Source organism: Micromonospora sp. NPDC049139 (assembly GCF_055586845.1).
This window is the reverse complement of the sequence record NZ_JBVJHK010000004.1, coordinates 148,552-169,880: the sequence shown is the minus strand read 5'-3', so window position 1 is coordinate 169,880 and position 21,329 is coordinate 148,552. Positions and strand designations below refer to the sequence as shown.

General features: G+C 71.0%; 21 protein-coding genes. 10 read left to right on the top strand and 11 right to left on the bottom strand.

Annotation, left to right across the window (positions count from 1 at the left end):
* Positions 1-25: 25 nt before the first annotated feature.
* On the bottom strand, positions 26-1,867 hold the full coding sequence (locus ACZ6Q9_RS09895) for a phosphoenolpyruvate carboxykinase (GTP) (protein WP_393258556.1): 1,842 nt from the start codon (positions 1,865-1,867) through the stop codon (positions 26-28).
* A gap of 404 nt (positions 1,868-2,271) precedes the next feature.
* On the opposite strand from ACZ6Q9_RS09895, the gene ACZ6Q9_RS09890 reads away from it, so the two are divergent.
* Positions 2,272-2,805, top strand: a complete 534-nt coding sequence (locus ACZ6Q9_RS09890; RefSeq protein ID WP_393259205.1) for a GtrA family protein — start codon at positions 2,272-2,274, stop codon at positions 2,803-2,805.
* A 64-nt stretch (positions 2,806-2,869) separates the two neighbouring features.
* Positions 2,870-3,598, top strand: coding sequence for a GtrA family protein (locus tag ACZ6Q9_RS09885; protein WP_393258553.1), 729 nt, complete (start codon positions 2,870-2,872; stop codon positions 3,596-3,598).
* A gap of 62 nt (positions 3,599-3,660) precedes the next feature.
* Here ACZ6Q9_RS09885 and ACZ6Q9_RS09880 read toward each other — a convergent pair whose 3' ends face one another.
* Together ACZ6Q9_RS09880 and ACZ6Q9_RS09875 are read right to left on the bottom strand one after the other, a co-directional pair.
* Positions 3,661-4,233, bottom strand: coding sequence for a PH domain-containing protein (locus ACZ6Q9_RS09880; protein WP_393258550.1), 573 nt, complete (start codon positions 4,231-4,233; stop codon positions 3,661-3,663).
* Between the two features lie 171 nt (positions 4,234-4,404).
* A complete protein-coding gene (locus ACZ6Q9_RS09875) occupies positions 4,405-5,280 on the bottom strand; it encodes a biotin--[acetyl-CoA-carboxylase] ligase (RefSeq protein ID WP_393258547.1) in 876 nt (291 codons plus the stop codon).
* Positions 5,281-5,428: 148 nt separating this feature from the next.
* Here ACZ6Q9_RS09875 and ACZ6Q9_RS09870 point away from each other — a divergent pair, with 148 nt between their 5' ends.
* A complete protein-coding gene (locus ACZ6Q9_RS09870; protein ID WP_393258545.1) occupies positions 5,429-7,012 on the top strand; it encodes an acyl-CoA carboxylase subunit beta in 1,584 nt (527 codons plus the stop codon).
* A gap of 52 nt (positions 7,013-7,064) precedes the next feature.
* Here ACZ6Q9_RS09870 and ACZ6Q9_RS09865 read toward each other — a convergent pair whose 3' ends face one another.
* From ACZ6Q9_RS09865 to ACZ6Q9_RS09855, 3 genes are all read right to left on the bottom strand, one after another.
* Positions 7,065-7,949 (bottom strand): hypothetical protein, encoded by an 885-nt coding sequence (locus tag ACZ6Q9_RS09865; RefSeq protein WP_393258542.1) that lies wholly within the window; start codon positions 7,947-7,949, stop codon positions 7,065-7,067.
* Positions 7,942-8,442 (bottom strand): SigE family RNA polymerase sigma factor, encoded by a 501-nt coding sequence (locus ACZ6Q9_RS09860; protein ID WP_350678559.1) that lies wholly within the window; start codon positions 8,440-8,442, stop codon positions 7,942-7,944. Before ACZ6Q9_RS09860 ends, ACZ6Q9_RS09865 begins: the two co-directional genes overlap by 8 nt.
* A 242-nt stretch (positions 8,443-8,684) precedes the next feature.
* Positions 8,685-9,428: a M50 family metallopeptidase gene (locus ACZ6Q9_RS09855; RefSeq protein ID WP_393258539.1), complete on the bottom strand. Its 744-nt coding sequence runs from the start codon at positions 9,426-9,428 to the stop codon at positions 8,685-8,687.
* A gap of 101 nt (positions 9,429-9,529) precedes the next feature.
* On the opposite strand from ACZ6Q9_RS09855, the gene ACZ6Q9_RS09850 reads away from it, so the two are divergent.
* Positions 9,530-10,075 (top strand): Uma2 family endonuclease, encoded by a 546-nt coding sequence (locus ACZ6Q9_RS09850; RefSeq protein ID WP_396829002.1) that lies wholly within the window; start codon positions 9,530-9,532, stop codon positions 10,073-10,075.
* Between the two features lie 105 nt (positions 10,076-10,180).
* Positions 10,181-10,936, top strand: coding sequence for a GH25 family lysozyme (locus tag ACZ6Q9_RS09845; RefSeq protein ID WP_363704336.1), 756 nt, complete (start codon positions 10,181-10,183; stop codon positions 10,934-10,936).
* A 121-nt stretch (positions 10,937-11,057) separates the two neighbouring features.
* Here the strand turns inward: ACZ6Q9_RS09845 and ACZ6Q9_RS09840 are convergent, their stop codons facing one another.
* Both ACZ6Q9_RS09840 and ACZ6Q9_RS09835 read right to left on the bottom strand, forming a co-directional pair.
* Positions 11,058-11,288, bottom strand: coding sequence for a hypothetical protein (locus ACZ6Q9_RS09840; protein WP_396829003.1), 231 nt, complete (start codon positions 11,286-11,288; stop codon positions 11,058-11,060).
* An 89-nt stretch (positions 11,289-11,377) separates the two neighbouring features.
* Positions 11,378-13,288 carry a serine/threonine-protein kinase gene (locus tag ACZ6Q9_RS09835; protein ID WP_396829004.1) on the bottom strand — a complete coding sequence of 637 codons (1,911 nt, stop codon included), beginning with the start codon at positions 13,286-13,288 and terminating at the stop codon, positions 11,378-11,380.
* Positions 13,289-13,380: 92 nt separating this feature from the next.
* On the opposite strand from ACZ6Q9_RS09835, the gene ACZ6Q9_RS09830 reads away from it, so the two are divergent.
* The 5 genes from ACZ6Q9_RS09830 to ACZ6Q9_RS09810 all read left to right on the top strand — a co-directional run bounded on the left by ACZ6Q9_RS09830 (position 13,381) and on the right by ACZ6Q9_RS09810 (position 18,080).
* Complete coding sequence (locus ACZ6Q9_RS09830; RefSeq protein WP_393258529.1) at positions 13,381-13,593, top strand: acyl-CoA carboxylase subunit epsilon; 213 nt, start codon at positions 13,381-13,383, stop codon at positions 13,591-13,593.
* Between the two features lie 144 nt (positions 13,594-13,737).
* Positions 13,738-14,199 (top strand): hypothetical protein, encoded by a 462-nt coding sequence (locus ACZ6Q9_RS09825; RefSeq protein WP_396829005.1) that lies wholly within the window; start codon positions 13,738-13,740, stop codon positions 14,197-14,199.
* A gap of 1,366 nt (positions 14,200-15,565) precedes the next feature.
* A complete protein-coding gene (locus ACZ6Q9_RS09820; RefSeq protein ID WP_396829006.1) occupies positions 15,566-16,750 on the top strand; it encodes a S8 family serine peptidase in 1,185 nt (394 codons plus the stop codon).
* A gap of 22 nt (positions 16,751-16,772) precedes the next feature.
* A complete protein-coding gene (locus tag ACZ6Q9_RS09815; protein WP_393259202.1) occupies positions 16,773-17,417 on the top strand; it encodes a Maf family protein in 645 nt (214 codons plus the stop codon).
* Between the two features lie 9 nt (positions 17,418-17,426).
* Positions 17,427-18,080 (top strand): O-methyltransferase, encoded by a 654-nt coding sequence (locus ACZ6Q9_RS09810; RefSeq protein WP_393258524.1) that lies wholly within the window; start codon positions 17,427-17,429, stop codon positions 18,078-18,080.
* 101 nt (positions 18,081-18,181) lie between these two features.
* Here the strand turns inward: ACZ6Q9_RS09810 and ACZ6Q9_RS09805 are convergent, their stop codons facing one another.
* The 3 genes from ACZ6Q9_RS09805 to ACZ6Q9_RS09795 all read right to left on the bottom strand — a co-directional run bounded on the left by ACZ6Q9_RS09805 (position 18,182) and on the right by ACZ6Q9_RS09795 (position 21,276).
* Entirely contained in the window at positions 18,182-19,426 is a 1,245-nt protein-coding gene (locus tag ACZ6Q9_RS09805; protein WP_396829007.1) for an MFS transporter, read from the bottom strand.
* Positions 19,427-19,540: 114 nt separating this feature from the next.
* On the bottom strand, positions 19,541-20,296 hold the full coding sequence (locus ACZ6Q9_RS09800) for an ABC transporter permease (RefSeq protein WP_350703478.1): 756 nt from the start codon (positions 20,294-20,296) through the stop codon (positions 19,541-19,543).
* A gap of 20 nt (positions 20,297-20,316) precedes the next feature.
* On the bottom strand, positions 20,317-21,276 hold the full coding sequence (locus ACZ6Q9_RS09795; protein ID WP_350703480.1) for an ATP-binding cassette domain-containing protein: 960 nt from the start codon (positions 21,274-21,276) through the stop codon (positions 20,317-20,319).
* Positions 21,277-21,329: the final 53 nt, after the last annotated feature.

Sequence of the window (21,329 nt, the reverse complement as noted above, 5' to 3'; positions counted from 1 at the left end):
GTACGGGCGTCGATCACACCTGTCGTCAGCGCTGCGGCTCCGCGTCGAGCCGGGCGCGCAGCGCGTCCAGCTCGGCCCAGAGCACGCCCGGCAGCTTGTCGCCGAACTTCTCGAACCACTCGGTGACCAGCGGAAGCTCGTTGCGCCACTCCTCCGGGTCGACCTTCAGCGCGATCCGGACGTCCTCCGGGGTCATGTCCAGGCCCTCGATGTCGAGCGCGTCCTGGGCCGGGACCATGCCGATCGGGGTCTCCACCGCCTCGGCGCGCCCCTCGATCCGCTCGACGATCCACTTCAGGACGCGGGAGTTCTCGCCGAAACCGGGCCAGAGGAAGCTGCCCTCCGGGTCCTTGCGGAACCAGTTGACGTAGTAGATCTTCGGCAGCTTGGACTCGTCGCCGTCGGCGCCCTTGCCCATCTCGATCCAGTGCCGGAAGTAGTCGCCGGCGTGGTAGCCGATGAACGGCAGCATCGCCATCGGGTCGCGCCGGACGACGCCGACCGCGCCGGAGGCGGCGGCGGTGGTCTCCGAGGAGAGCGTCGCGCCCATGTATACGCCGTGCACCCAGTCGCGGGCCTCGGTCACCAGCGGGATGGTGTCCCGGCGACGGCCACCGAAGAGAATCGCGTCGATCGGCACGCCGTTCGGGTCGTAGTAGTCCTCGGCCAGGATCGGGCACTGGGTGATCGGGGTGCAGAACCGGCTGTTCGCATGCGAGGAGAGGTTGTCGCTCTCCGGCGTCCAGTCGTTGCCCTTCCAGTCGATCAGGTGCGCCGGCGGCTCACCCATGCCCTCCCACCAGATGTCCCCGTCGTCGGTCAGGGCCACGTTGGTGAAGATGGAGTTGCCGCGGTCCAGCGTCCGCATCGCGTTGGCGTTGGTCTTCCAGTCCGTGCCGGGCGCGACGCCGAAGAGGCCGTACTCGGGGTTGACGGCGTAGAGGCGGCCGTCGGGGCCGAAGCGCATCCAGGCGATGTCGTCGCCGATGGTCTCGACCTTCCACCCGGGGACGGTCGGCTCCAGCATGGCGAGGTTGGTCTTGCCGCAGGCGGACGGGAACGCGCCGGCGATGTGGTAGACCTTGCCCTCCGGCGAGGTGATCTTGAGGATGAGCATGTGCTCGGCGAGCCAGCCCTCGTCGCGGCCCATCACGCTGGCGATCCGCAGCGAGTAGCACTTCTTGCCCAGCAGCGAGTTGCCGCCGTACCCGGAGCCGAAGGACCAGATCTCCCGGGTCTCCGGGAAGTGCGAGATGTACTTCGTCTCGTTGCACGGCCACGCCACGTCCTGCTGGCCGGGGGCGAGCGGGGCGCCGATCGAGTGCAGCGCGTGGACGAAGTCCACGTCGTCGCCCATGGCCTCGAGGACCTTGGCGCCCATCCGGGTCATGATGCGCATGGAGGCGACCACGTACGGGCTGTCGGTGATCTCGACGCCGAACATGGGGCTCTCGGCCTCGACCGGACCCATGCAGAACGGGATGACGTACATGGTGCGCCCGCGCATGCAACCGCGGTAGAGCTCCGTCATCGTCCGCTTCATCTCGGCCGGCGCCATCCAGTTGTTGGTGGGGCCGGCGTCCGCCTCGTCGACGGAGCAGATGAAGGTGCGCTCCTCGACCCGGGCGACGTCCGTCGGGTCCGTCCGCGCGTAGAAGGAGTTGGGCTTCTTCTCCGGGTTGAGGCGGATCAGGGTGCCCGCCTCGACGAGCTCATCGGTGAGGCGCCGCCACTCCTCGTCGGACCCGTCCACCCAGACGACACGGTCGGGGGTGGTCAGTTCAGCGACCTCACGGACCCAGGCGAGCAGTTTGGGGTGGGACGTCGGGGCCTGATCGATACCCCGAACGGTAGCCGGAGCAACCATGACACATCTCCTTGGTGGTCGACGCTGACCGGTCTATGGGATGCACGAGTCTTGACGGCGCTGCGCGTCCTTACGGCGCGGTGCGTCGCCCTTCGTGGAAACCTGGGATTGGCCTCAGCGTAAACCGGGTGACGTCGCCAGTCAGTGGGACTGGTTGTGAAGAACTGCACAAGGTGCGGTCACGCTGCGGCATCACGAGCTAATACCCGCTTTCGCGCGCAGTTTCACGCAAATCCTCTGGGAAACCCCCGGCCCGCGTCCCGTCGACGGACTCGCGAACCGCCCCGCTCGACCATCCCGACTCGTTACGCTCTGTCCACAGGCGCACACCCGTGCGGGCCGCTCGTCGTTGCTACCCGTGTGGGATGCAACCAGCCGGTAGGCTCGGCGTCGTGGCCGCGACGATGACCGGGGAGCCAGGCTCCCGGCAGACCCGCCCGGGTCTGGCCCACGCACTGGTCGAGCGTTTCGGCCACCTCGTCCGCGAGATGAGCAAGTTCGCCACCGTGGGCGGGATCGCCTTTCTGATCGACTTCGCGCTCTTCAACTACCTCACCAGCGTGCGGGGCGTCGAGCAGGTGACCGCGAAGACCGTCTCGACGGTGATCGCGGCGACCGTCGCGTTCGTCGGCAACCGGTTCTGGACGTGGCGGCACCGCAAGCGCTCCAACCCGGCCCGCGAGTACGCGCTGTTCTTCTTCTTCAACGGTGTCGGCCTGGGGATCGCGGTGGCCTGCCTGGCCATCAGCCGCTACGGCCTGGGCAGCATCTGGCCGGAGGTCTTCCAGACCCCGTTGGCCGACAACATCGCCAGCTTCATCGTCGGCACCGGGCTCGGGACGCTGTTCCGATTCTGGTCCTACCGACGGTTCGTCTTCGTGGAAGCGGGAACCCCAGCCGTTCCGGAAGTGAAGCACGACCGAGACCACCGGGCGTGACCTGCCGCCCACCTCGTCCCGGCCGGAGCCTCCCGGCCCCGCCCACTGCCCTAAGGTGTTCCGCATGCGTCTTGTCCGTCTGCTGCCCGAGCGCTGGCAGAAGTTCATCCACGAGGCGCTCAAATTCGGCATCGTCGGCGGCGTCAACACCGTCATCAATTACGCGGTGTTCAACGCCCTGGCACTCACCGTTTTTGTCGACGGCCAGTTGAAGGCGACGGTCATCGCCACCATCGTGGCGACCATCACGTCGTACCTGATGAATCGTCACTGGACGTACCGTGACCGCCCGAAGTCGGCAATGCGGCGCGAATACGCCCTGTTCTTCCTCTTCAACGGAGCCGGCCTGCTCATCGAGCTGGGCGTCCTCGCCGCCGCCAAGTACGGCCTGGGCGTGACCAGCCTGCTGGCCCTGAACGTGGCGAAGACCGGCGGCGTGCTGCTCGCGACGCTGTTCCGGTTCTGGTCCTACCGGACGTTCGTCTTCCAACCGGCACCGGCCCACGCCGCGGAGACGTGGCACAGCATCCCGCGCGACGAGTGGGACACGATGGCCGAAATGGACCCGGTGGCGGAGCTGGCCGAATCCATCTCCGAGCTGGAGGAGGCGCAGCCACCACCGGGCGCCGGACGGCGCGGCCCGGCCCCCGTGCCGGCGACCGGCCAGAGCGCCCCGATCCAGGGCCGCCCCGTGCCGCTCGACGCCGGCATCGGCGGCTCCCTCGACCGGGAACTGGAAGCCGAGCTGGCCGCCGAACTCCAGGCCAGCACCCGCCGCACCCCGCGCCGCTGACCCGCCGCACCACCCCGCGCCGCCGCGCCGTTACCGTGCGGCGGGCGGGCGTGGGGCCGGGCTCAGGCGGTGGGGTCGCGCAGCGGCTTCCCCTCGTTCATGTCCGCCAGGATGTCGCGCATCTCGGCGTCGCCGAGGGAGTGCTTGTCGTGGTGGGCCTCGACCAGCTCGTAGAGCTTGGTCTGGACCTGGCCGACCCCAGGCACGTCGTGCAGGACGGACTGCCCGCGCTCGCCGGCGGACTCGATGGTCAGGGTGCCGCAACCGAGCAGACGCTCGACGAACCGCTGGTTCATCGCGTGGTCGTTGACCCGGGTGAGCGGGATGTCCCGCCGGTCGCGGGAGAGCACGCCGTGTTGGAGCAGCACCCGCTCGTTCGTGAAGAGGTAGTGGGTGGTCCGCCAGACCAGGAACGGCCAGAGCGCCAGCCAGAGCACCGCCGCCAGGGCCAGCACCCCGATCACGGCGAGCGCGATCGAGCCGCCCCCGCCGGACGGCAGCAGGACCATGCCGGCCACCACCGCCGCGACGGCGAGCACGAGCACCGCGACCGGCCGGATCAGCGCCTTCCAGTGCGGGTGCAGGTGCAGCACGACATGCTCGTCCTCGGTGAGCACGTCATCGGGGAACGCCACGGGAACCTCCTCGCAGAAACGGACGCGCTGACCGTAACCGCTCACCCTCCCGCCGCGACATCAGCCGCGCGGCGATCCCGCCCCCGCGATCTTGCAGTTTCGGCCCCCGTCTCGCGGCTTCGCCCCGTTCGCCAGGGCAAAAGTGCAAGATCGCGGGGAAGGGGACGGGGGTTAGCGGAGGTGGAGGACGTCGCCGGCGGCCAGGGCGCGCACGCCCGTGGGGGTGGTGACCAGCAGTCGGCCGTCGGCGTCCACGCCGGTCGCGGCGCCGGTGAGCTCCTCGCCGCCGGGCAGCAGCACGCGTACCTGGCGGCCGATCGTCGCGCAGGCGGCCAGGTAGGCGTCGCGCAGCCCGCTGGCGACCGCGTCCCCGCCGGCCGAACGCCAGCGGCCGTACCAGTCGGCGACCGAGCGAAGCAGGGCCCGCAGCAGCGGATCGCGGTCGGTGGCCGCCGCGCCGGCCAGTTGCAGCGAGGTGGCCGGCAGGCCGGTCGGGTTCTCCGGCAGCTCGTCGGCGCGGAGCGTGACGTTCAGGCCGATGCCGAGCACGATCGCGGGCGGCTGCGCCGGCGAGTCCCCCGGCACCGCCTCGGCGAGGATCCCGGCGCACTTCGCGTCGCCGATCAGCAGGTCGTTGGGCCACTTCAGGCCGGCGTCCAGCTCGGCCAGCCGGGCCACCGCCTCGACCAGGGCCACGCCGGCGAGCAGCGGCAGCCAGCCGTACCCCGCCTGGGGCACCGGCGGCCAGCCACGGTCGGCGACGGCCTCCCCCGGCCGGAGCAGCACGCTGGTGGCGATGCCCGCCCGCGCCGGTGACTGCCACGCCCGGTCGCGCCGTCCGCGCCCGGCGGTCTGCCGCTCCGCGACCACCACCAGCCCCTCCGGCTCCCCGGCCCGGGCCGCCTCGGCGACGTCCGCGTTGGTCGAGCCGGTCTCGACGCGCAGCTCCAGCCGCGCCCACGGCCCGTGCGGGGCGACCAGCGCCCGCCGCAACCGGGCCGCCGACAGCGGCGGACGGTCCAGATCGGTGTACGGCGAGCCCGGCATCCCGTCAGCCTACGGCCCCGCCCGAGAGCCACCCGCCGGCCGCCGGGCGGGCGTCGGGCGGGCGTCCGTGGGCGTCGTCGGCGAGCGGTCGCCGGGCTGAGGCGAACTGCACAGGGGCGACGACCTGAACCATCGTTATATTCCCAGGGTGACTACCGAGACCGGGATCAACATCCACAGCACCGCGGGCAAGCTGGCTGACCTGGAGCGACGGGTCGACGAGGCGGTGCACGCCGGGTCGGCGCGCGCGGTCGAGAAGCAGCACGCGAGGGGCAAGAAGACCGCCCGCGAGCGGATCGAGATGCTGCTCGACGAGGGCTCCTTCGTCGAGTTGGACGAGCTGGCCCGGCACCGGTCCACCAACTTCGGGCTGGAGAAGACCCGCCCGTACGGCGACGGCGTGATCACCGGCTACGGCACCATCGACGGCCGCCAGGTCTGCGTGTTCGCCCAGGACTTCACGGTCTTCGGCGGCTCCCTCGGCGAGGTCTTCGGCGAGAAGATCGTCAAGGTGATGGACCTGGCCATGAAGATCGGCTGCCCGGTCGTCGGCATCAACGACTCCGGCGGCGCCCGCATCCAGGAGGGCGTGGCCTCGCTCGGGCTCTACGGCGAGATCTTCTTCCGCAACGTCCGGGCCAGCGGCGTCATCCCGCAGATCTCCCTGATCATGGGCCCGTGCGCGGGGGGCGCCGTCTACTCCCCGGCGGTCACCGACTTCACCGTGATGGTCGACCAGACCTCGCACATGTTCATCACCGGCCCCGACGTCATCAAGACCGTCACCGGCGAGGACGTGGCGATGGAGGAGCTGGGCGGGGCCCGTACGCACAACTCCCGCAGCGGCAACGCGCACTACCTCGCCAGCGACGAGGAGGACGCGATCGAGTACGTGAAGGCGCTGCTGTCGTACCTGCCGTCGAACAACCTGGACGAGCCGGTGGTCTACGAGGCCCCCGCGGACCTCTCCGTGAGCGACGAGGACCGGGAACTGGACACGCTGATCCCCGACTCGGCGAACCAGCCGTACGACATGCACCGGGTCATCGAGCACGTCCTGGACGACGGCGAGTTCCTGGAGGTCCAGCCGCTCTACGCGCAGAACCTGATCATCGGCTACGGCCGGGTCGAGGGGCGCCCGGTCGGCGTGGTCGCCAACCAGCCGATGCACTTCGCCGGCACCCTGGACATCGCCGCGTCGGAGAAGGCCGCCCGGTTCGTGCGCACCTGCGACGCCTTCAACATCCCGGTGCTGACCTTCGTGGACGTTCCCGGCTTCCTGCCCGGCACCGGCCAGGAGTGGGACGGCATCATCCGCCGCGGCGCGAAGCTCATCTACGCGTACGCCGAGGCCACCGTCCCGAAGGTCACCGTCATCACCCGCAAGGCCTACGGCGGGGCGTACGACGTGATGGGCTCCAAGCACCTCGGCGCGGACCTGAACTTCGCCTGGCCGACCGCGCAGATCGCGGTGATGGGCGCGCAGGGCGCGGTGAACATCCTCTACCGGCAGGAACTGGCCGCCGCCGAGGACCCGGCCGCCGTGCGGGCCGAGAAGATCACCGAGTACGAGGACACTCTCGCCAACCCGTACATCGCGGCCGAGCGCGGCTACGTCGACAGCGTCATCCCGCCGCACGAGACCCGTACGCAGATCGTCCGCGCCCTGCGGGTGCTGCGTACCAAGCGCGAGACCCTGCCCCCGAAGAAGCACGGCAACATCCCGCTCTGACCCCGCCCCGCCCCGCCCCGCCCCGCGTCGCGTCGCGTGCGGGCGTGGCGGGTCAGCAGGGCGGGTTGGCGGCGCCGCACATGCGGGTGGCGGCGACGGCGGCGAGCCGACGAAGTTCGGCCTCGCTGCTGTCGCGCGAGATGCTGACCACCGTGACCAGGTCGCCGACCCGGACGAACGCGGTGCTGAGCGGCTTCGGAGCGTCGCCAACCACTGTCGACGTCTTCGCCTGCCGGGGCTCGGACATGACCTGCCGCAGCAACGCCGACTCGTCGCCGGCGAACCCCCGGGCCACCACCTGCCAGCGGTGTGTCGTGACGATCTCGACGTCCCGCCCGTCGCGCCACACGACGCCGTCGGTCTCCCATTCCGGGCAGGAGTTCACCTGCCGGTCGATGTCAGGAATGATCTTGCCGGCCTCCTCGGTACGGACCCGGTAGAGATCCTGTCGCAGCAGGGGCTCACCCAGCCGTACCCCCATCACCGTCTGACTGCGCGAGTAGCGGGAGGGTTCAGCGGCGGCCGGAAGTCCCCGGTTCCGCAGGCACTTCGTCAACTCACCGTCGATCCGGATCGGCTCGTGGATGCCCGTCACGGTGAGTCGCGGGGTCTCCTTCTCCGGCAGGTCCTCGGGCTGGAGCAGCGCCTCCATCGGAATCGCGGCCCGTACGGGCGCATCCGGCCCGGCCGCCCCGGCCACGGTCACCCCGGCTGCGGTCGCCCCTTCCGCGGTCGCCAGCGGCCGGTTACCGCCGATGTGGTCGACCACCCCGAAGGCGGCCACGGTAAGCACGGTGACCGTCGTGACGGCCGCCGCCCCCAGCGCCGTACGCCTGCTGCGCCGGCGGGCCCGGGCGCGGATCTCGGCGGGCTCCGGCCAGCGGACGTCGCGCAGGTCCCTGTGCAACTGGTCGACGAACGTCGTCTCGTCACGCATCGGCGGCCTCCTTCAGCTCAGAGACGGCGAGCAGCCCGGCCAACGCGGCGCGCCCCCGGGAGAGTCGGGCCTTGACCGTGCCCACGGGGGCGTCGGTCTGCCGGGCCACCTCGGCCACCGGCATGCCGACCAGGTAGTACAGGGCGATCGCGGTGCGCTGCTCCTCGGGCAGCCGACGCAGCGCGGCGACCACGTCGACGGTGTCGGGATCCGGGCCGGGCACCGTCTCCGTGGCACCGTGCCGCAGGTAGGCGCGGGCCCGGCTGCGCAGGCTGCGCCAGCGGCTGACCGCGATCCGGCTGGCCACCACCCGCACCCACGCCTCCGGCTCCTCGTACGCGCTCACAGTCGACCAGCGCTGCCAGGCGCGCACGTACGCCTCCTGCACGGCGTCCTGCGCCTCGGCGAGGTCACCGGTGAGCACGTAGACGAAGCCCAGCAACCGTTGCCGGCTGCCCCGGTAGAACTCGTCGAAGCCGTCGACGTCCGGCACCCTGCTACCTCCCCCGTGACGGTCGCAGGGGACACGCGCCAGCCGGGGCCGTCGGTTGCCCGGTCAACCGATCATTTTCGCCAGCTCCGCCGGCCGGAAGCCGCCGACCGCACCCGCTCCGATGATCACGTATCGCGCGGGACCATCTTGCCCGCCCACGCTTCCGCGCCCTCCCCGGCGACGGCGGACGGCCGGTCGGGCTTGGTGTCTCCCCGGTACTTCCCGTGTCGGGTCGGCGCCGCTCAGAGCGTGATGCCGGCGTCGGCGAGGATCGGGCCGGCGAGCAGCAGCGCGCCTACGCCGAGGACGACCAGGTTGACCAGGGCGAACACGGTGACCCAGAAGAACGCGGGCAGCGGGGTGATCCCGGCGAGCTGGTCGGCGTCGGACGCGGGCATCCGGCCCCGGGAACGCAGGCGTTGCAGCTCCACCACCGGCCGTACGCCGCCGAGCAGCAGGAACCACACCCCGGTGTACGCGAACGCCGCCTGCACCTGCGGCGTGGCGTACCAGGAGACGGCGAGCACCACCCCGCCGGTGACCAGCAGCGAGAGCACGCCGAAGACGTTGCGGATCATGACCAGCATGGCGAGCAGCAGCGCCACGGCGACCCAGAGCAGCAGGGTGATCCGGTTGCCGCCGAGCAGCCACGCGCCGGCCAGCCCGACCAGCGGCGGGGCGACGTAGCCCGCGAGCAGGGTGAGGATCATCCCCGGGCCGGTGGGCCGGCCGGCGGACAGGGTCAGCCCCGAGGTGTCCGAGTGCAGCCGGATGCCGTGCAGCCGGCGGCCGGTGAGCAGCGCGACCAGCGCGTGCCCGCCCTCGTGAGCGATGGTGACGGCGTTTCTGGCGACCCGCCAGGGCAGGCGGGTGGAGACGACCAGCAGCGCGACGGCGGCGGTCAGCAACACCAGCAAGGGCGGTGGGTCCGGCTGCGCCGCGAACAGCTTGTCCCAGAGACCGCCGAGCCCGTCGATCGACACCATGGGGCGCGAGCCTACCGGCCCCGACCTGTGTCGCTGCGCCCTCGTGGGTCCGTATCGTGTGAAGCTGACCTGGTGGCGATCGGAGCGGGAGGTGGACGCCGGTGAGCGCGGCACCCCTGGAACCCCACGTCGGCCTGTGGACAGAGGCCGAGTACCTCGCCATGGGCGAGACTTCGAACCGGATCGAACTGCTCGACGGGAGCCTGATCGTGAGCCCTGCCCCGAGCAAGCGACACCAGCGGGTGTCGAGACTGCTGGCCAACAGCCTCGACGACGCGGCCGGAGCCCTCGCGGTCTTCGAGGCGGTCAACGTCCGGCTCGGGGTCGACCGGATCGTCATCCCGGACGTTGTCGTCGCCGACACCGACGACGAGGGCACCGTGGTCGAGGCGGGCGAGGTCGTCCTCGTCTGCGAGATCGTCTCTCCGGGGAACGCGGCGGCCGACCGACTGGTCAAGATGCAGCTCTACGCCATCGCCCGGATTCCCTGGTATCTGCTGGTCGAGCAGGACGGCCAGACCCACTCGTTGCGGCTGTTCCGGCTGGACGGTGCGCACTACGTCGAGGACCAGGTCGCCAAGGCGGGCGAGCGCCTCAACCTGACCGAGCCGTTCCGCTGGAGTGTCGACCCGGCTTCGTTCCGCTGAGCCCAACGTCAGTCGTCAATGTAAATTTGTTTAGCGCCCCTTGTGATCGAGGACGCTTACCTCCAAAGATGGTCGTCAATTCCATCGGCGTCCTTGGAGGCATCCATGACCCGTACCAGACCATCGCTGCGCAGAATGCTCGCCACCGGCCTCACCGTGCTCGCCACCGTGGCGGCGGGGCTCGTCGCCACCAGCACCCCGGCGGCCGCGGCCACCACGCCCGGCATCGACGTCTCGCGCTACCAGGGCAGCATCAACTGGACGAGCGTGCGCAACGCCGGGATCCAGTTCGCCTTCATCAAGGCCACCGAGGGCACGAGCTACAAGGACCCGAACTTCAACAGCAACTACACCAACTCGTACTACGCGGGGGTGATCCGGGGGGCGTACCACTTCGCCCGGCCGAACATCTCCTCCGGGGCGATCCAGGCGAACTACCTGGCCTCCAACGGCGGCGCCTGGTCGGCCGACAGCCGCACCCTCCCGGCGGCGCTGGACCTGGAGGCCAACCCGTACAGCGGAGGGTACTGCTACGGCCTGAGCACGTCCGGGATGCGCAGCTGGGTCCAGGACTTCCTCAACACCTACCGCTCGCGCACCGGCCGCTACGCGGTCATCTACACGACCACCAGTTGGTGGAACCAGTGCACCGGCAGTTGGACCGGCCCCTGGGCGAACCACCCGCTCTGGATCGCCCGCTGGTCCACCTCCCCCGGCACCCTGCCGGCCGGCGCGCCGTTCTGGAGCTTCTGGCAGTACACCGACAGCGGCAGCGTCGCCGGGATCAGCGGCCCCGTCGACCGCAACTACTGGAACGGTGACCGTACCCGGCTGATCGCGCTGGCCAACAACACCGCCTGAGCCTGACTCGCCTGGGGAGGCAGTTGGCGGCAGCGGGATCGGCTGTCACCGTACGGTCGACAACTGGTCCGGCTGCCGCCACGCCACCCGCGCGGCAGGCCCGCCGTCGGGACTGCGGGCGTCAGGCCCTCCTTCGGGCCGCCACCGGAACGGTCACCGCGTTGTCGCGGGCGAGCCCGCCACGCCGCGTGACCCGCCAGGCCACCACTGCGGCGAGGGTGACGGTGACGACGCTGAGCAGCGCGAACAGTGCCGGCAGGCCGGCGCCGACGAGCAGCAGGACGACGTCGCCGAGGGCCACGAGCATCCACAGTGCCACCCGGGGCCGGGCGTCCTTCCGTCGGTAACCCATGTCGTGCCTCCCTTCCGTCGTGCGGGTGAGATACCCCGTACGACGGAAGGTCATGCGAACGAACCTCGCGGCGGCACGAATCCCGCGGATCAGTCCTTGCGGTCGGGCACGAACCCGCTCGCGATCCGGTCGAAGTTGGGCAGGTTGGCCTGCCAGTCCTTCTCGGCGACCTCCCACCGGAGGGCGTAACCGCGATTCTTGGCCGTCACGAAGCCCCGGTTGCGGACGTGGATCCGCGTGCCGTCGCGGGTCTCCAACCACTCCCAGTCCGCGCAGGTCTTCCAGTAGTCACAGCTCTCGATGCTCAGGTACTTGTAGTTGTTGACGATGCCCTTGCGGTCCCGCTCGATCCGCCTCCATTCGGCGGCCGCGTCCGACTTCGGCGTGCTCGTCCACTGGACGAGCAGCTCACCCACCCCGTTGGACTGGTCAAAGACGACCGTGCTGCCGTCCACCTGCCGGCGCACCCAGCCCTCCGGCAGCGGCAACTCGAACCCGGCCGGGTCCTTGTGCAGCTTCCAGCCGGCCGGCAGTTCCGCCGCCGAGGGGGTGACGGACGGCGTCGGGCTGGGGGCGGCGCTGGTCGGTGGCGGCGCGGCAGGCCCCGACGTCTGCGGCGCCTGCGAGGCGGCAGTGGTCGGGTCGGCCTGCGGGGTGTCGCCGTCGCCGTCGCCGCTGGTCAGCATCGGCACGACCAGCACCAGGCCGACCAGCAGCAGCGCCACCAGCACCCCGATCAGCACGTTGCGCCGGGTGTTGTTGAGCTTCGTACCGCCGGACGGCACCACCGTGGCGCGGCCGGACGGCGGGCTCACCGGCGCGGGCATCACCGACGTGGGGTTCACCGGCCTGTGCGGCGCGGGACTCACCGGCTCGGCCGGCGAGGCGCCGGCCGCCGGCTTCGGTGCCTCGACCTTCGCCGTCGGCGCGGTGTCGGACGTGGACGACTCGACCTTGGCGGTAGGCGCGGCATCCGAGGCGGCGGACGCACTCTCGGCCGCCACGGTGACACCGGCGGAGGCGACCGCCTCCTGCGGCGCGCGGGGCGTCGGCGGGCTGACCGGCCTGGCCGCCGGGTCCTCCGCCGGTCGCGGCGCCGGCACCAGCGGCGGGCGCGGCTCGCGCGGGCCGTTCGGCCCCGGCCGGCGTACGCCGTCGAGCAGCGGGATGGCGCGGGTGCGCTTGCCGCCGGCACGGCGCAGCAGCTTCTCCGCCACCTCGGCGGTGATCCGCTCGTTCGGGTCCTTGCGCAGCAGGCCGTTGAGCACCGGCTTGAGCGGGCCGGCGTTCTTCGGCGGCGGGGGTGCCTCGGTGGCGAGCGCCGCCAGGGTGGCGATCGCCGACGGCCGGGCGTACGGCGACTTGCCCTCGACCGCGGCGTAGAGGGTGGCGCCCAGCGACCAGAGGTCGGCCTCCGGCCCGGCGGTGCCGTCGCGGGCCCGCTCCGGCGCGATGTACGCGGGCGAACCGAGCACCATGCCCGTGCGGGTCACGTTCGGGTCGCCGGGGATCGTGGCGAGACCGAAATCGGTCAGCACCACCCGGCCGTCGTTGCCGAGCAGCACGTTGCCCGGCTTGACGTCGCGGTGCATCACGCCGGCCTTGTGCGCCGCCTTCAGCGCGCCCAGCACGCCGAGCCCGATCTCGACCGCGCGCGCCGGCGGCACCGGGCCGTCCTCGGCGAGCGTGTCCTGCAACGACTTCGACGCCACGTACTCCATGACGATCCACGGGTCGCCGTCGGTGCGCAGCACGTCGAAGATGCGGACCACGTTGATGTGGTTGAGCCGGGCGATGGCCCGGGCCTCGCGCAGCGACCGCTCGCGCATCTCGCGGCGCTCGTCGTCGGTGAGGCTGGGCGGCGGGACGAGCTCCTTGATCGCCACGTCCCGGTGCAGCACCTCGTCGCGCGCCTTCCACACCCGACCCATGCCGCCCTGACCGAGCGGCGAGAGGAGCCGGTATCGGTCAGCGACGAGTTGGGGCAGCGCGTTAGACATCGCCCAGACGGTACCCGGCGGGCACGACGCTCACACCGCCGGCACGCCACTGTGCGGTTCAGGTCAAGCTTGCCGCCGCGTACGCTGACGCCATGTCTGCCGAAGAGCCGCTCTTGCGGGTCGTCCGCGGGGTCCCCACCGCCGAGGAGCTGGCCGCGTTGGTGGGCGCGATCGTCGTCCGGTCCCGTCCGGCCGCCGTACCCTCGCCGGCCACCGCGTCCGCCTGGGCGCGCAGCGGGCGACCGGCCACCACGACGCCCGTCGCCGGTCCCGGCGGGTGGCGCGCCTCCGGCCTGCCCCGCTGACCTTTTCCCGTACGGATCACCCCAGCTCGGTGCCCCTGCCCACCTGCCGAACGGCTCGGGTGTGCGGGGTTGGGGCTGCCGACATCGCCGGACACCCATTAACCTCACTCAGGGAAACGGCGCAGTGACGGGTAGGGAGGGCCGATGATCCCCGAGGAGGACCGTCCAGCGTCCTGGCTCCGCGGTTACGGCGGCATCGAGGCCGACATCCGCCGGTTGCGCGAGTTCGCCGACAAGCTCCAGGCCGAGGTGGAACGCAACTACGCCCCCCACCTGTCGTACATCGCCGAGGACATGAAGGCGCCGGTGCCCAACCCGGCCGACGCCTTCATCGAGCTGGTCAACTTCCTGCACGCCCACCACGAGACCCAGCAGGCCACTGCCGACATGGTCTGGGGCGTCCGCGACACCACCGGCCACCTGGCCGTCGCCGCCGGCACGGTCGCCAACAGCTACACCCAGTCCGACGCGTTCTCCTCCGCCCGGGTGGCCGACGTCGAGCGGGCGCTCGCCAACCCGGCCGCCACCACGACGCGCGGCCCGACGCCGGTGTTGCGCGACCCCACCGGTCCGGAGACGGGACCGGGGCCGGTGGTGCTGCCGTGATCGAGCGGGGCAGCGGCCGCACGTCCGGCCTGACCGACTGGCGACTGATGGACGTGGCCAGCATGTGGGCCTGCCTGCAGGACCACGACACCACCAACCACTGGAAGCAGGTCGCCGGCTGGCGCAAGGTCTGCGACCTCGCCCGGACCCACCTGAGCCGGCTCCAGGAATACCGGCGCGGGCTGGCGGAGGCATGGCCCCCGGAGACCAACGAGGCAGCCCGGGCGTACGTCCGCGAGCTCGACGAGCTGATCGACAAGGTGCAGCGCACCCACGACGCGGCCAGCGCCAACTACACCGCGCTCTCCGCCGCGACACAGGCCATCGGGAGCACCCGCGCCGAGCTCAAGAAGATCTACGACGAGTACGCCGTCAAGCTCCAGGAGAAGCGGACGTACGAGGCGACGCTCGCGGACCCGAAGGCGGCCATGGGCAGTCGGGTCCCCGACCGCCCGGTGACGGACGCCGACCTGGAACGGCTCAACGTCCAGGCGCGGGGCATCATGTACGGCCTCAGCGGCGAACTCCAACACGCCCAAGTAATGCTCCAAAAGCCACCCCCGGTCAGGCCGGCTAGGGCTCCGGGCGAGCAGGATGCGTACGTAGGATCGGCTACTGCTCCGGTGATCCCGCCGATCATTCCGGTCCCAGTCGCGCCGTCTACTGGTGTGTCATCGATCAGCCGGTCCCCGGGTCCCGCTCGGGCGGTCCAAACTCCCACCGCGCCGAACACCGGTCCGGTATTGGGCGGGGCAGGCACCGGACTGGCACCGACACCAGCCAACCCGGGGATGCCTGCCACCACGCCTTCCGTTTCGCCCAACCCGAGTTCGGTCCCCGGAGGGCTCCCGGCGTTGCCAACAGGTCCGAGCCGAACCAGCGTTCCGGGGCCATTCGGCAGATCCGTCACCGGAGGCACCAGCAACCCGGCGCACGCCACGCCACCTTCGCCTAGCCGACCCATGCCACCTGGAGGGCTAATCGGAGGAACACCTGGAATGGGACTGGGCCAGCCTGGTGCGAGCAACAACCAGCCACGGCGCGTGAATCCAATCGGAGGCGTTATCGGTGGTGGCGCAGGCACCGCGCCGACAGGCGGTGCTGGCTCTCGCCCCGGTAGCGGTCGTGGCTCCGGGGCGGCGCATGGCATGCCTCCCATCGGCGGCACTCCGTTCGGCGGTCGGGCGAGGTCCAGCGGCACGAGCGGTATGTCAGCGCCGCCGGGGCGCCGCGAGCAGACCACCGAGGAAGCACGACGCTGGGACCCAGATCACCCGTGGGAGACGGATCAGGGCGTAACCCCGGTCGTTCGTCCGCCCGACGAGGAGGGACCCCTGGACCCGGGGCCCGCCATCGGCTTCAACAGGTGAAGCTCCGCGCATCTCGCGGCCTGCTGTCACTGCTGGTCGCTTCAGTAGCGACTCTGCCACCCACCCTGCCAGCTACTGCGGCGACACTTCCTACAACAGCAATACAGCCCACCGGGCGCGACCGAATCCGCAACGATCAGTGGTACCTGCGCTACCTGAACGTCTACGCGGCACACCAGATCACCCAGGGCGACGGGGTTACAGTCGCCGTGCCAGACACGGGCGTTGATCCGCACCCCGACCTACGCAACAACCTACTTACGGGAATAGATATTATTCCCGGAGGAGTGGGAAACGGACAACAAGATCGAGACAGCCACGGCACTGGGATGGCGGGGTTGATCGCCGCTCACGGCCAAAGCAACGAAGTTGGCGCACTTGGCATCGCACCGAAGGCCAAGATCCTTCCCATTTATGACACTCCGGCAGGAGGTGATGGGCACCCCGACGCCTTAGCTCAAAGCATTGAATATGCGATATCCAAAGGTGTTGACATAATCAGCATCTCCAGCGTGGGCAGCACAAACTCTCGCCTCACTCAAGCAGTGCACACAGCACTCGCGTCGAATATCGTTGTCGTAGCAGCAGCAGGAAATAGGCCAGAAGATAACAGCGTCGGTTTTCCGGCATCAGAAGAAGGCGTAATCGCAGTTGGTGGGGTTGATCGCCTCGGCGGACGAGCCTCAGTGTCAGTTGCAGGGCCAGAGATAGACGTGGTCGCTCCGGCAGTCGATATCTACAGCACCAGTATCGACGGCAAGTATCGCAAGGGCACCGGCACGTCAAACTCGACGGCAATCGTCGCCGGGGCTGCTGCACTGATTCGGTCGAAGTACCCGTACCTCCCGGCCTCCGAGGTAGTGCATCGGCTCACGGCCACCGCCGTCGACAAGGGACCACCGGGGCGGGACGACGAGTACGGCTACGGGGTCATCGACCTTGTAGCGGCGCTGACGGCAGACGTACCGCCGTTGGGCTTCGGGTCGGCGACGGCGAGCGGCCCGGCACCCACCGCCTCGACCACGACGGCGGTCGCGGAGCCCGCCGACGACGGAGACGGCGGAGCGACCGCCCGTGGCCTGGTCACCCTCGGTGTGATCGTGGCTGCCGGTGGCGTGTGGGTCCTGGTTGCGCGTCGCCGGCGCCACGGCGACGACCCACCTCCCCGGATCAGCCGGTAACGTCGGCGACGTGCCAGAAACGATGCCGCTCCGCCTCGTGCTCGCCTCGGCGAGCCCCGCCCGCCGCAAGATTCTCCAGGCCGCCGGGATCGAACCGGACGTGCTGGTCAGCGGCGTCGACGAGTCCCTGGTGGTCACCGAGCAGGCCGAGGATCTCTGCCTGGAACTGGCCCGGTTGAAGGCGGAGGCGGTGCTGACCCGGCTCCGGCCGGCCGACGACCAGCGGACGCTGGTGATCGGGTGCGATTCGGTGCTGGCCTTTGACGGGGAGATTCTCGGCAAGCCGGCCGACGCGGCGGACGCCACCCGGCGCTGGCAGCGCATGCGCGGGCGCAGCGGCGTGCTGCACAGTGGGCACTGCCTCATCGACATCGTGACGGGGCGTCGGGCCGAGGCGGTCGCCTCCACCGTCGTGCACTTCGCCGACGTCAGCGACGACGAGATCGCCACGTACGTGGGCACCGGCGAGCCGCTCGCGGTGGCTGGTGCCTTCACGATCGACGGGCTGGGCGGGCCGTTCGTGGAGCGGATCGAGGGCGACCCGAGCACCGTCATCGGGCTCTCGCTGCCGATGCTGCGCCGCCTCCTGGCCGAGCTGGATCTGCGAATCACCGATCTGTGGACAAAGGTCGCGCCCGGCAACCAGTCGGTCGAACCGCTCGGATAGCGTCCGTTCATGACCACGAAGTCGATCCCGCTCACGTCGGAACTGCACGCGTACCTGGTGACGCACGGGTCGCCGCCGGACGAGATCATGCGTGACCTGGCCGAGGAGACCCGCGCCGCCCTGCCGGACGACGCACAGATGCAGGTAGCGCCGGAGCAGGCCGCGTTCCTGACCTTCCTCACCCGGCTGCTCGGCGTGCGGCAGGCCGTGGAGGTGGGCACCTTCACCGGCCTCTCCTCGCTGGCGATCGCCCGGGGGCTGCCCGAGGGCGGGCGGCTGACCTGCTTCGACATCTCCGAGGAGTTCACGGGCATCGCCCGGCGGTACTGGGCCCGCGCCGGCGTGGAGGATCGCATCGAGCTGCGCATCGGCCCGGCCGGCGACACGCTGCGCGAGCTGCCCCACGAACGTCATCTTGACTTCGCGTTCATCGACGCGGACAAGACCGGGTATCCGGTCTACTGGGCGGAGCTGGTGCCTCGGATGCGTCCCGGCGGGGTGATCGCGGTCGACAACGTGCTGCGCGGCGGCCGGGTGATCGCCCCGCAGAACGCCGACGACCGGGCCATCGCCGCGTTCAACGACGAGGTGCTCGCCGACGTCCGGGTGGACGCGGTGATGCTCCCGGTCGCCGACGGCCTGACGCTGGCCCGGGTGCACTGACCGCCACAGTGTGGGCCCCGCCCTGCGCGATCTTGGTGCGAAACGGCCCCTCCAGGGCCCTTCCGCACCAAGATCCGACGGAGCCGCCGCCCGGCTTGGCGTCAGACGGGGGTCGGGGTCCGGATTTCGGCGGGGGCCGGGCGTAGGGCACGGCCCAGGCGGGCGGCGAGCAGCGCGGCCGCCGCGATGAAGCCCGGCAGCAGCAGGAACGCCAGGTGCGGGCCCACTCCGTCGGCCACCCAGCCGAGCGCGACCGGCGCGATCCCGAAGCCGACCCCCATCGAGTACGACGCCCAGCCGGCCGCCCGGTCCGCGGCCGGCCCGGCGACGGCGAGCGCGATCGAGATGGCCAGCGGGTAGTGCAGCGCGTTGCCGACGCCGAGCACGACGAGGCCGGCGACCGCCAGCCAGCCGACCGGTGCGACCCAGAACAGCGCGAACCCGGCCAGCGACACGCCCAGCGCGGCCAGCAGCAGCGGCACCGGCCGGTACCGCAGCGCGAACCGGCCGCCGACGAGCCGGCCGACGAACATGCCGCAGACGATCGCGGCGACAGCGGCCGAAGCGGCGCCGGCCGCCATTCCGGCGTGCGAGCGGAGCACGTCGGCGGTCCAGAGGGACAGGCAGACCTCGATCGAGCCGGTGACCGCCATCAGCACCCAGGCGATCCAGTACGTCGGGGGCAGCCGCCGCGCGGCGCCAGCAACGGGAGCAGCCCGACGCGCGCCGGCGGGCGGGTCGGTGTCGGCCGGGGGATCCCCGGCAGCCGCAGCGGGGGCGGCGTCCGGCAGGCGTACGCGGAAGGTCACGGCGGCGAGCGCGACCAGCGCGATCAGGCCGGCCTCGACGGCCATCACGGGCCGCCAGCCCCAGCCGGCGTCGACGCTGGCGCCGATGACCAGCGGGGCGAGGATGCCCATGCCGGCGCAGGCGGCGTTGGCCTCGGTCAGCGCGGCCGGCGCGCCGGTGCCGTGCCGGTCGGTGAGCACCACCGACACCCCGCTGATCACCAGCATGCCGAAGGTGGCGATCACCGCGACGGCGGTGATCGTGGCAGGCAGTGCCCGCAGGGTGCCGAGTGCGGTGACGCCGAGCGCCACCCCGGCCAGCCCGGTCCAGATGGCGCGGCCACGGCCGACCCGGCGGGCCAGCGGCGCGAAGAGCGCCCCGCCGGCCAGCGCGCCGACGGCGATGCCGGTGCTGTGCAGGCCGGCGACGGCGGCCGAGGTGCCCTGTTCGTCGCGGAGCAGCGGCACGACCGGCCCGAATCCGTAGAGGAAGAAGCCCCACAGCCCCAGCTGGGCATAGGTCAGCCAGGTGGTCCGGTCACGGGTGAGGCGGGGCACCGGCCTTACGGTACAAGCGTCCGGCCGGTGCCCCGCCCCGGTGAGAGGCAGCTCTCCCCCGGCGTTAGGAGGGGCCCTTCCTCTACCGTAGGCGTTAATAAGGTGCCCTTCCTTTCACCGGACGGTGCGGGCGAACTGCCGGGCCGCCCAGACGACGCCGGCTGCGGCGAGCACCGCGATGATGCCGAGCCCCTGCCAGACCTTGTCGTCGCCGAGGTCGCCGTTGAAGAGGGCGCGGGTGCCGTCGACGGCCCAGGAGAACGGGTTCCACTCGGCGATGCCCTGGAGCCAGCCGGGGGCGAACGTGAGCGGCAGCAGGATGCCGGAGAGCAGCAGCACCGGCTGCGCCACGGTGTTCATCAGCGGGGCCAGCGCGTCCTCGCTCTTGACCTTGAGCGCGACGCCGTAGGAGACGGCCGAGGTCATCAGCGCGATCAGGGCGAGCATGAGGTACGCCAGGAGCAGGTCGACGATGAAGACGCGCAGGTCGAACAGGAGCGCGAGCAGGGTGATGATGACCGCCTGCACGATCAGGGACACCACGTCGCGCAGCGAGCGGCCGAGCAGCAGGGCGAGCCGGCTGACCGGGGTGACCCGGGAGCGTTCGATGACGCCGGCGCGCAGCTCGGCGATCAGGCCGAAGCCCTGGAACAGGCCGCCGAAGATGGCCAGCAGCACCAGCAGGCCGGGCACGAAGATCTTGTAGGCCTCCGCCTGGGTGGGGGCGTTCAGGGCCGGCTTAAGCAGCGGGGCGAAGAGCAGCAGGTACATCACCGGCTGAAAGATGCCGACGAAGACCCAGACGGGGTTGCGCAGCAGCAGCTGGAGCTGGCGCTGGAAGATCAGCCAGGTGTCACGGGCGAGTTTCATGTGATCTCTCCGGTCTGGGTTCAGGACTCGCGCAGCGAGCGGCCGGTCTTGGTGAGGAAGACGTCGTCGAGGCTGGGCCGGTGCAGCTCGATGGAGTCGAGCGTGAGGCCCGCCGTGTCGACGCGGCGCAGGATCTGCGGGATGGCGGTCGCGCCCTCGTCGACGTAGAGCCGCAGGCCGCCCTCCTCGACGGTCTCCAGCTTGTTGACGTAAGGCTCGCTGTCGAGCAGCTTCGCGGCCTGCGGGGTGGCCGCCGCGTCCAGCCCGACCAGCACCACGTCACCGGAGATCTCGCGCTTGAGGCCCGCCGGGGTGCCCTCCGCGACCACCTCGCCGTGATCCATGATCGCGATCCGGTCGCAGAGCGCGTCGGCCTCGTCGAGGTAGTGCGTGGTGATGAAGACGGTCATGCCGTCGGCGCGCAGGCGGCGGATCTCGTCCCACATGTGGGCGCGGCTCTGCGGGTCGAGGCCGCTGGTCGGCTCGTCCAGGAAGACGATCTTCGGCTCGTGGATGATGCCGAGCGCGATCTCCACCCGTCGCCGCTGGCCGCCCGAGTAGGTCTTGCACTTGCGGTCCGCGTACTCGGTGAGCTGGAAGGCGTCGAGGGCGCGGACGGCGCGCCGCTGCGCCTCGGCCTTGCCGATGCCGTACATCCGGGCCTGGAGGACCAGCTCCTCGCGGGCGGTCGACTCGTCCCAGGTGCTGCCGCCCTGGGCGACGTAGCCGATGCGGCGGCGCACCTCGGCCGGGTCTTTCCGCAGGTCGGCCCCGGCGATGGTGGCCTCGCCGCCGTCCGGCTCGATCAGCGTCGCCAGCATCCGCAGGGTGGTGGTCTTGCCGGCGCCGTTGGGGCCGAGGAAGCCGAAGATCTCCCCCGCGGCGACCTCCAGGTCGACCCCGCGCACCGCGTCGACGGTCCTCGTCTGGCGACCCTCTCGGGAGCGGAACGACTTCCGCAGCCCTCTGGTCTCGATCATCTCTGCTCCTGGTCGTCCGGGCCGGTGCGACCGGCCACCTGGTCTGTCCCTCG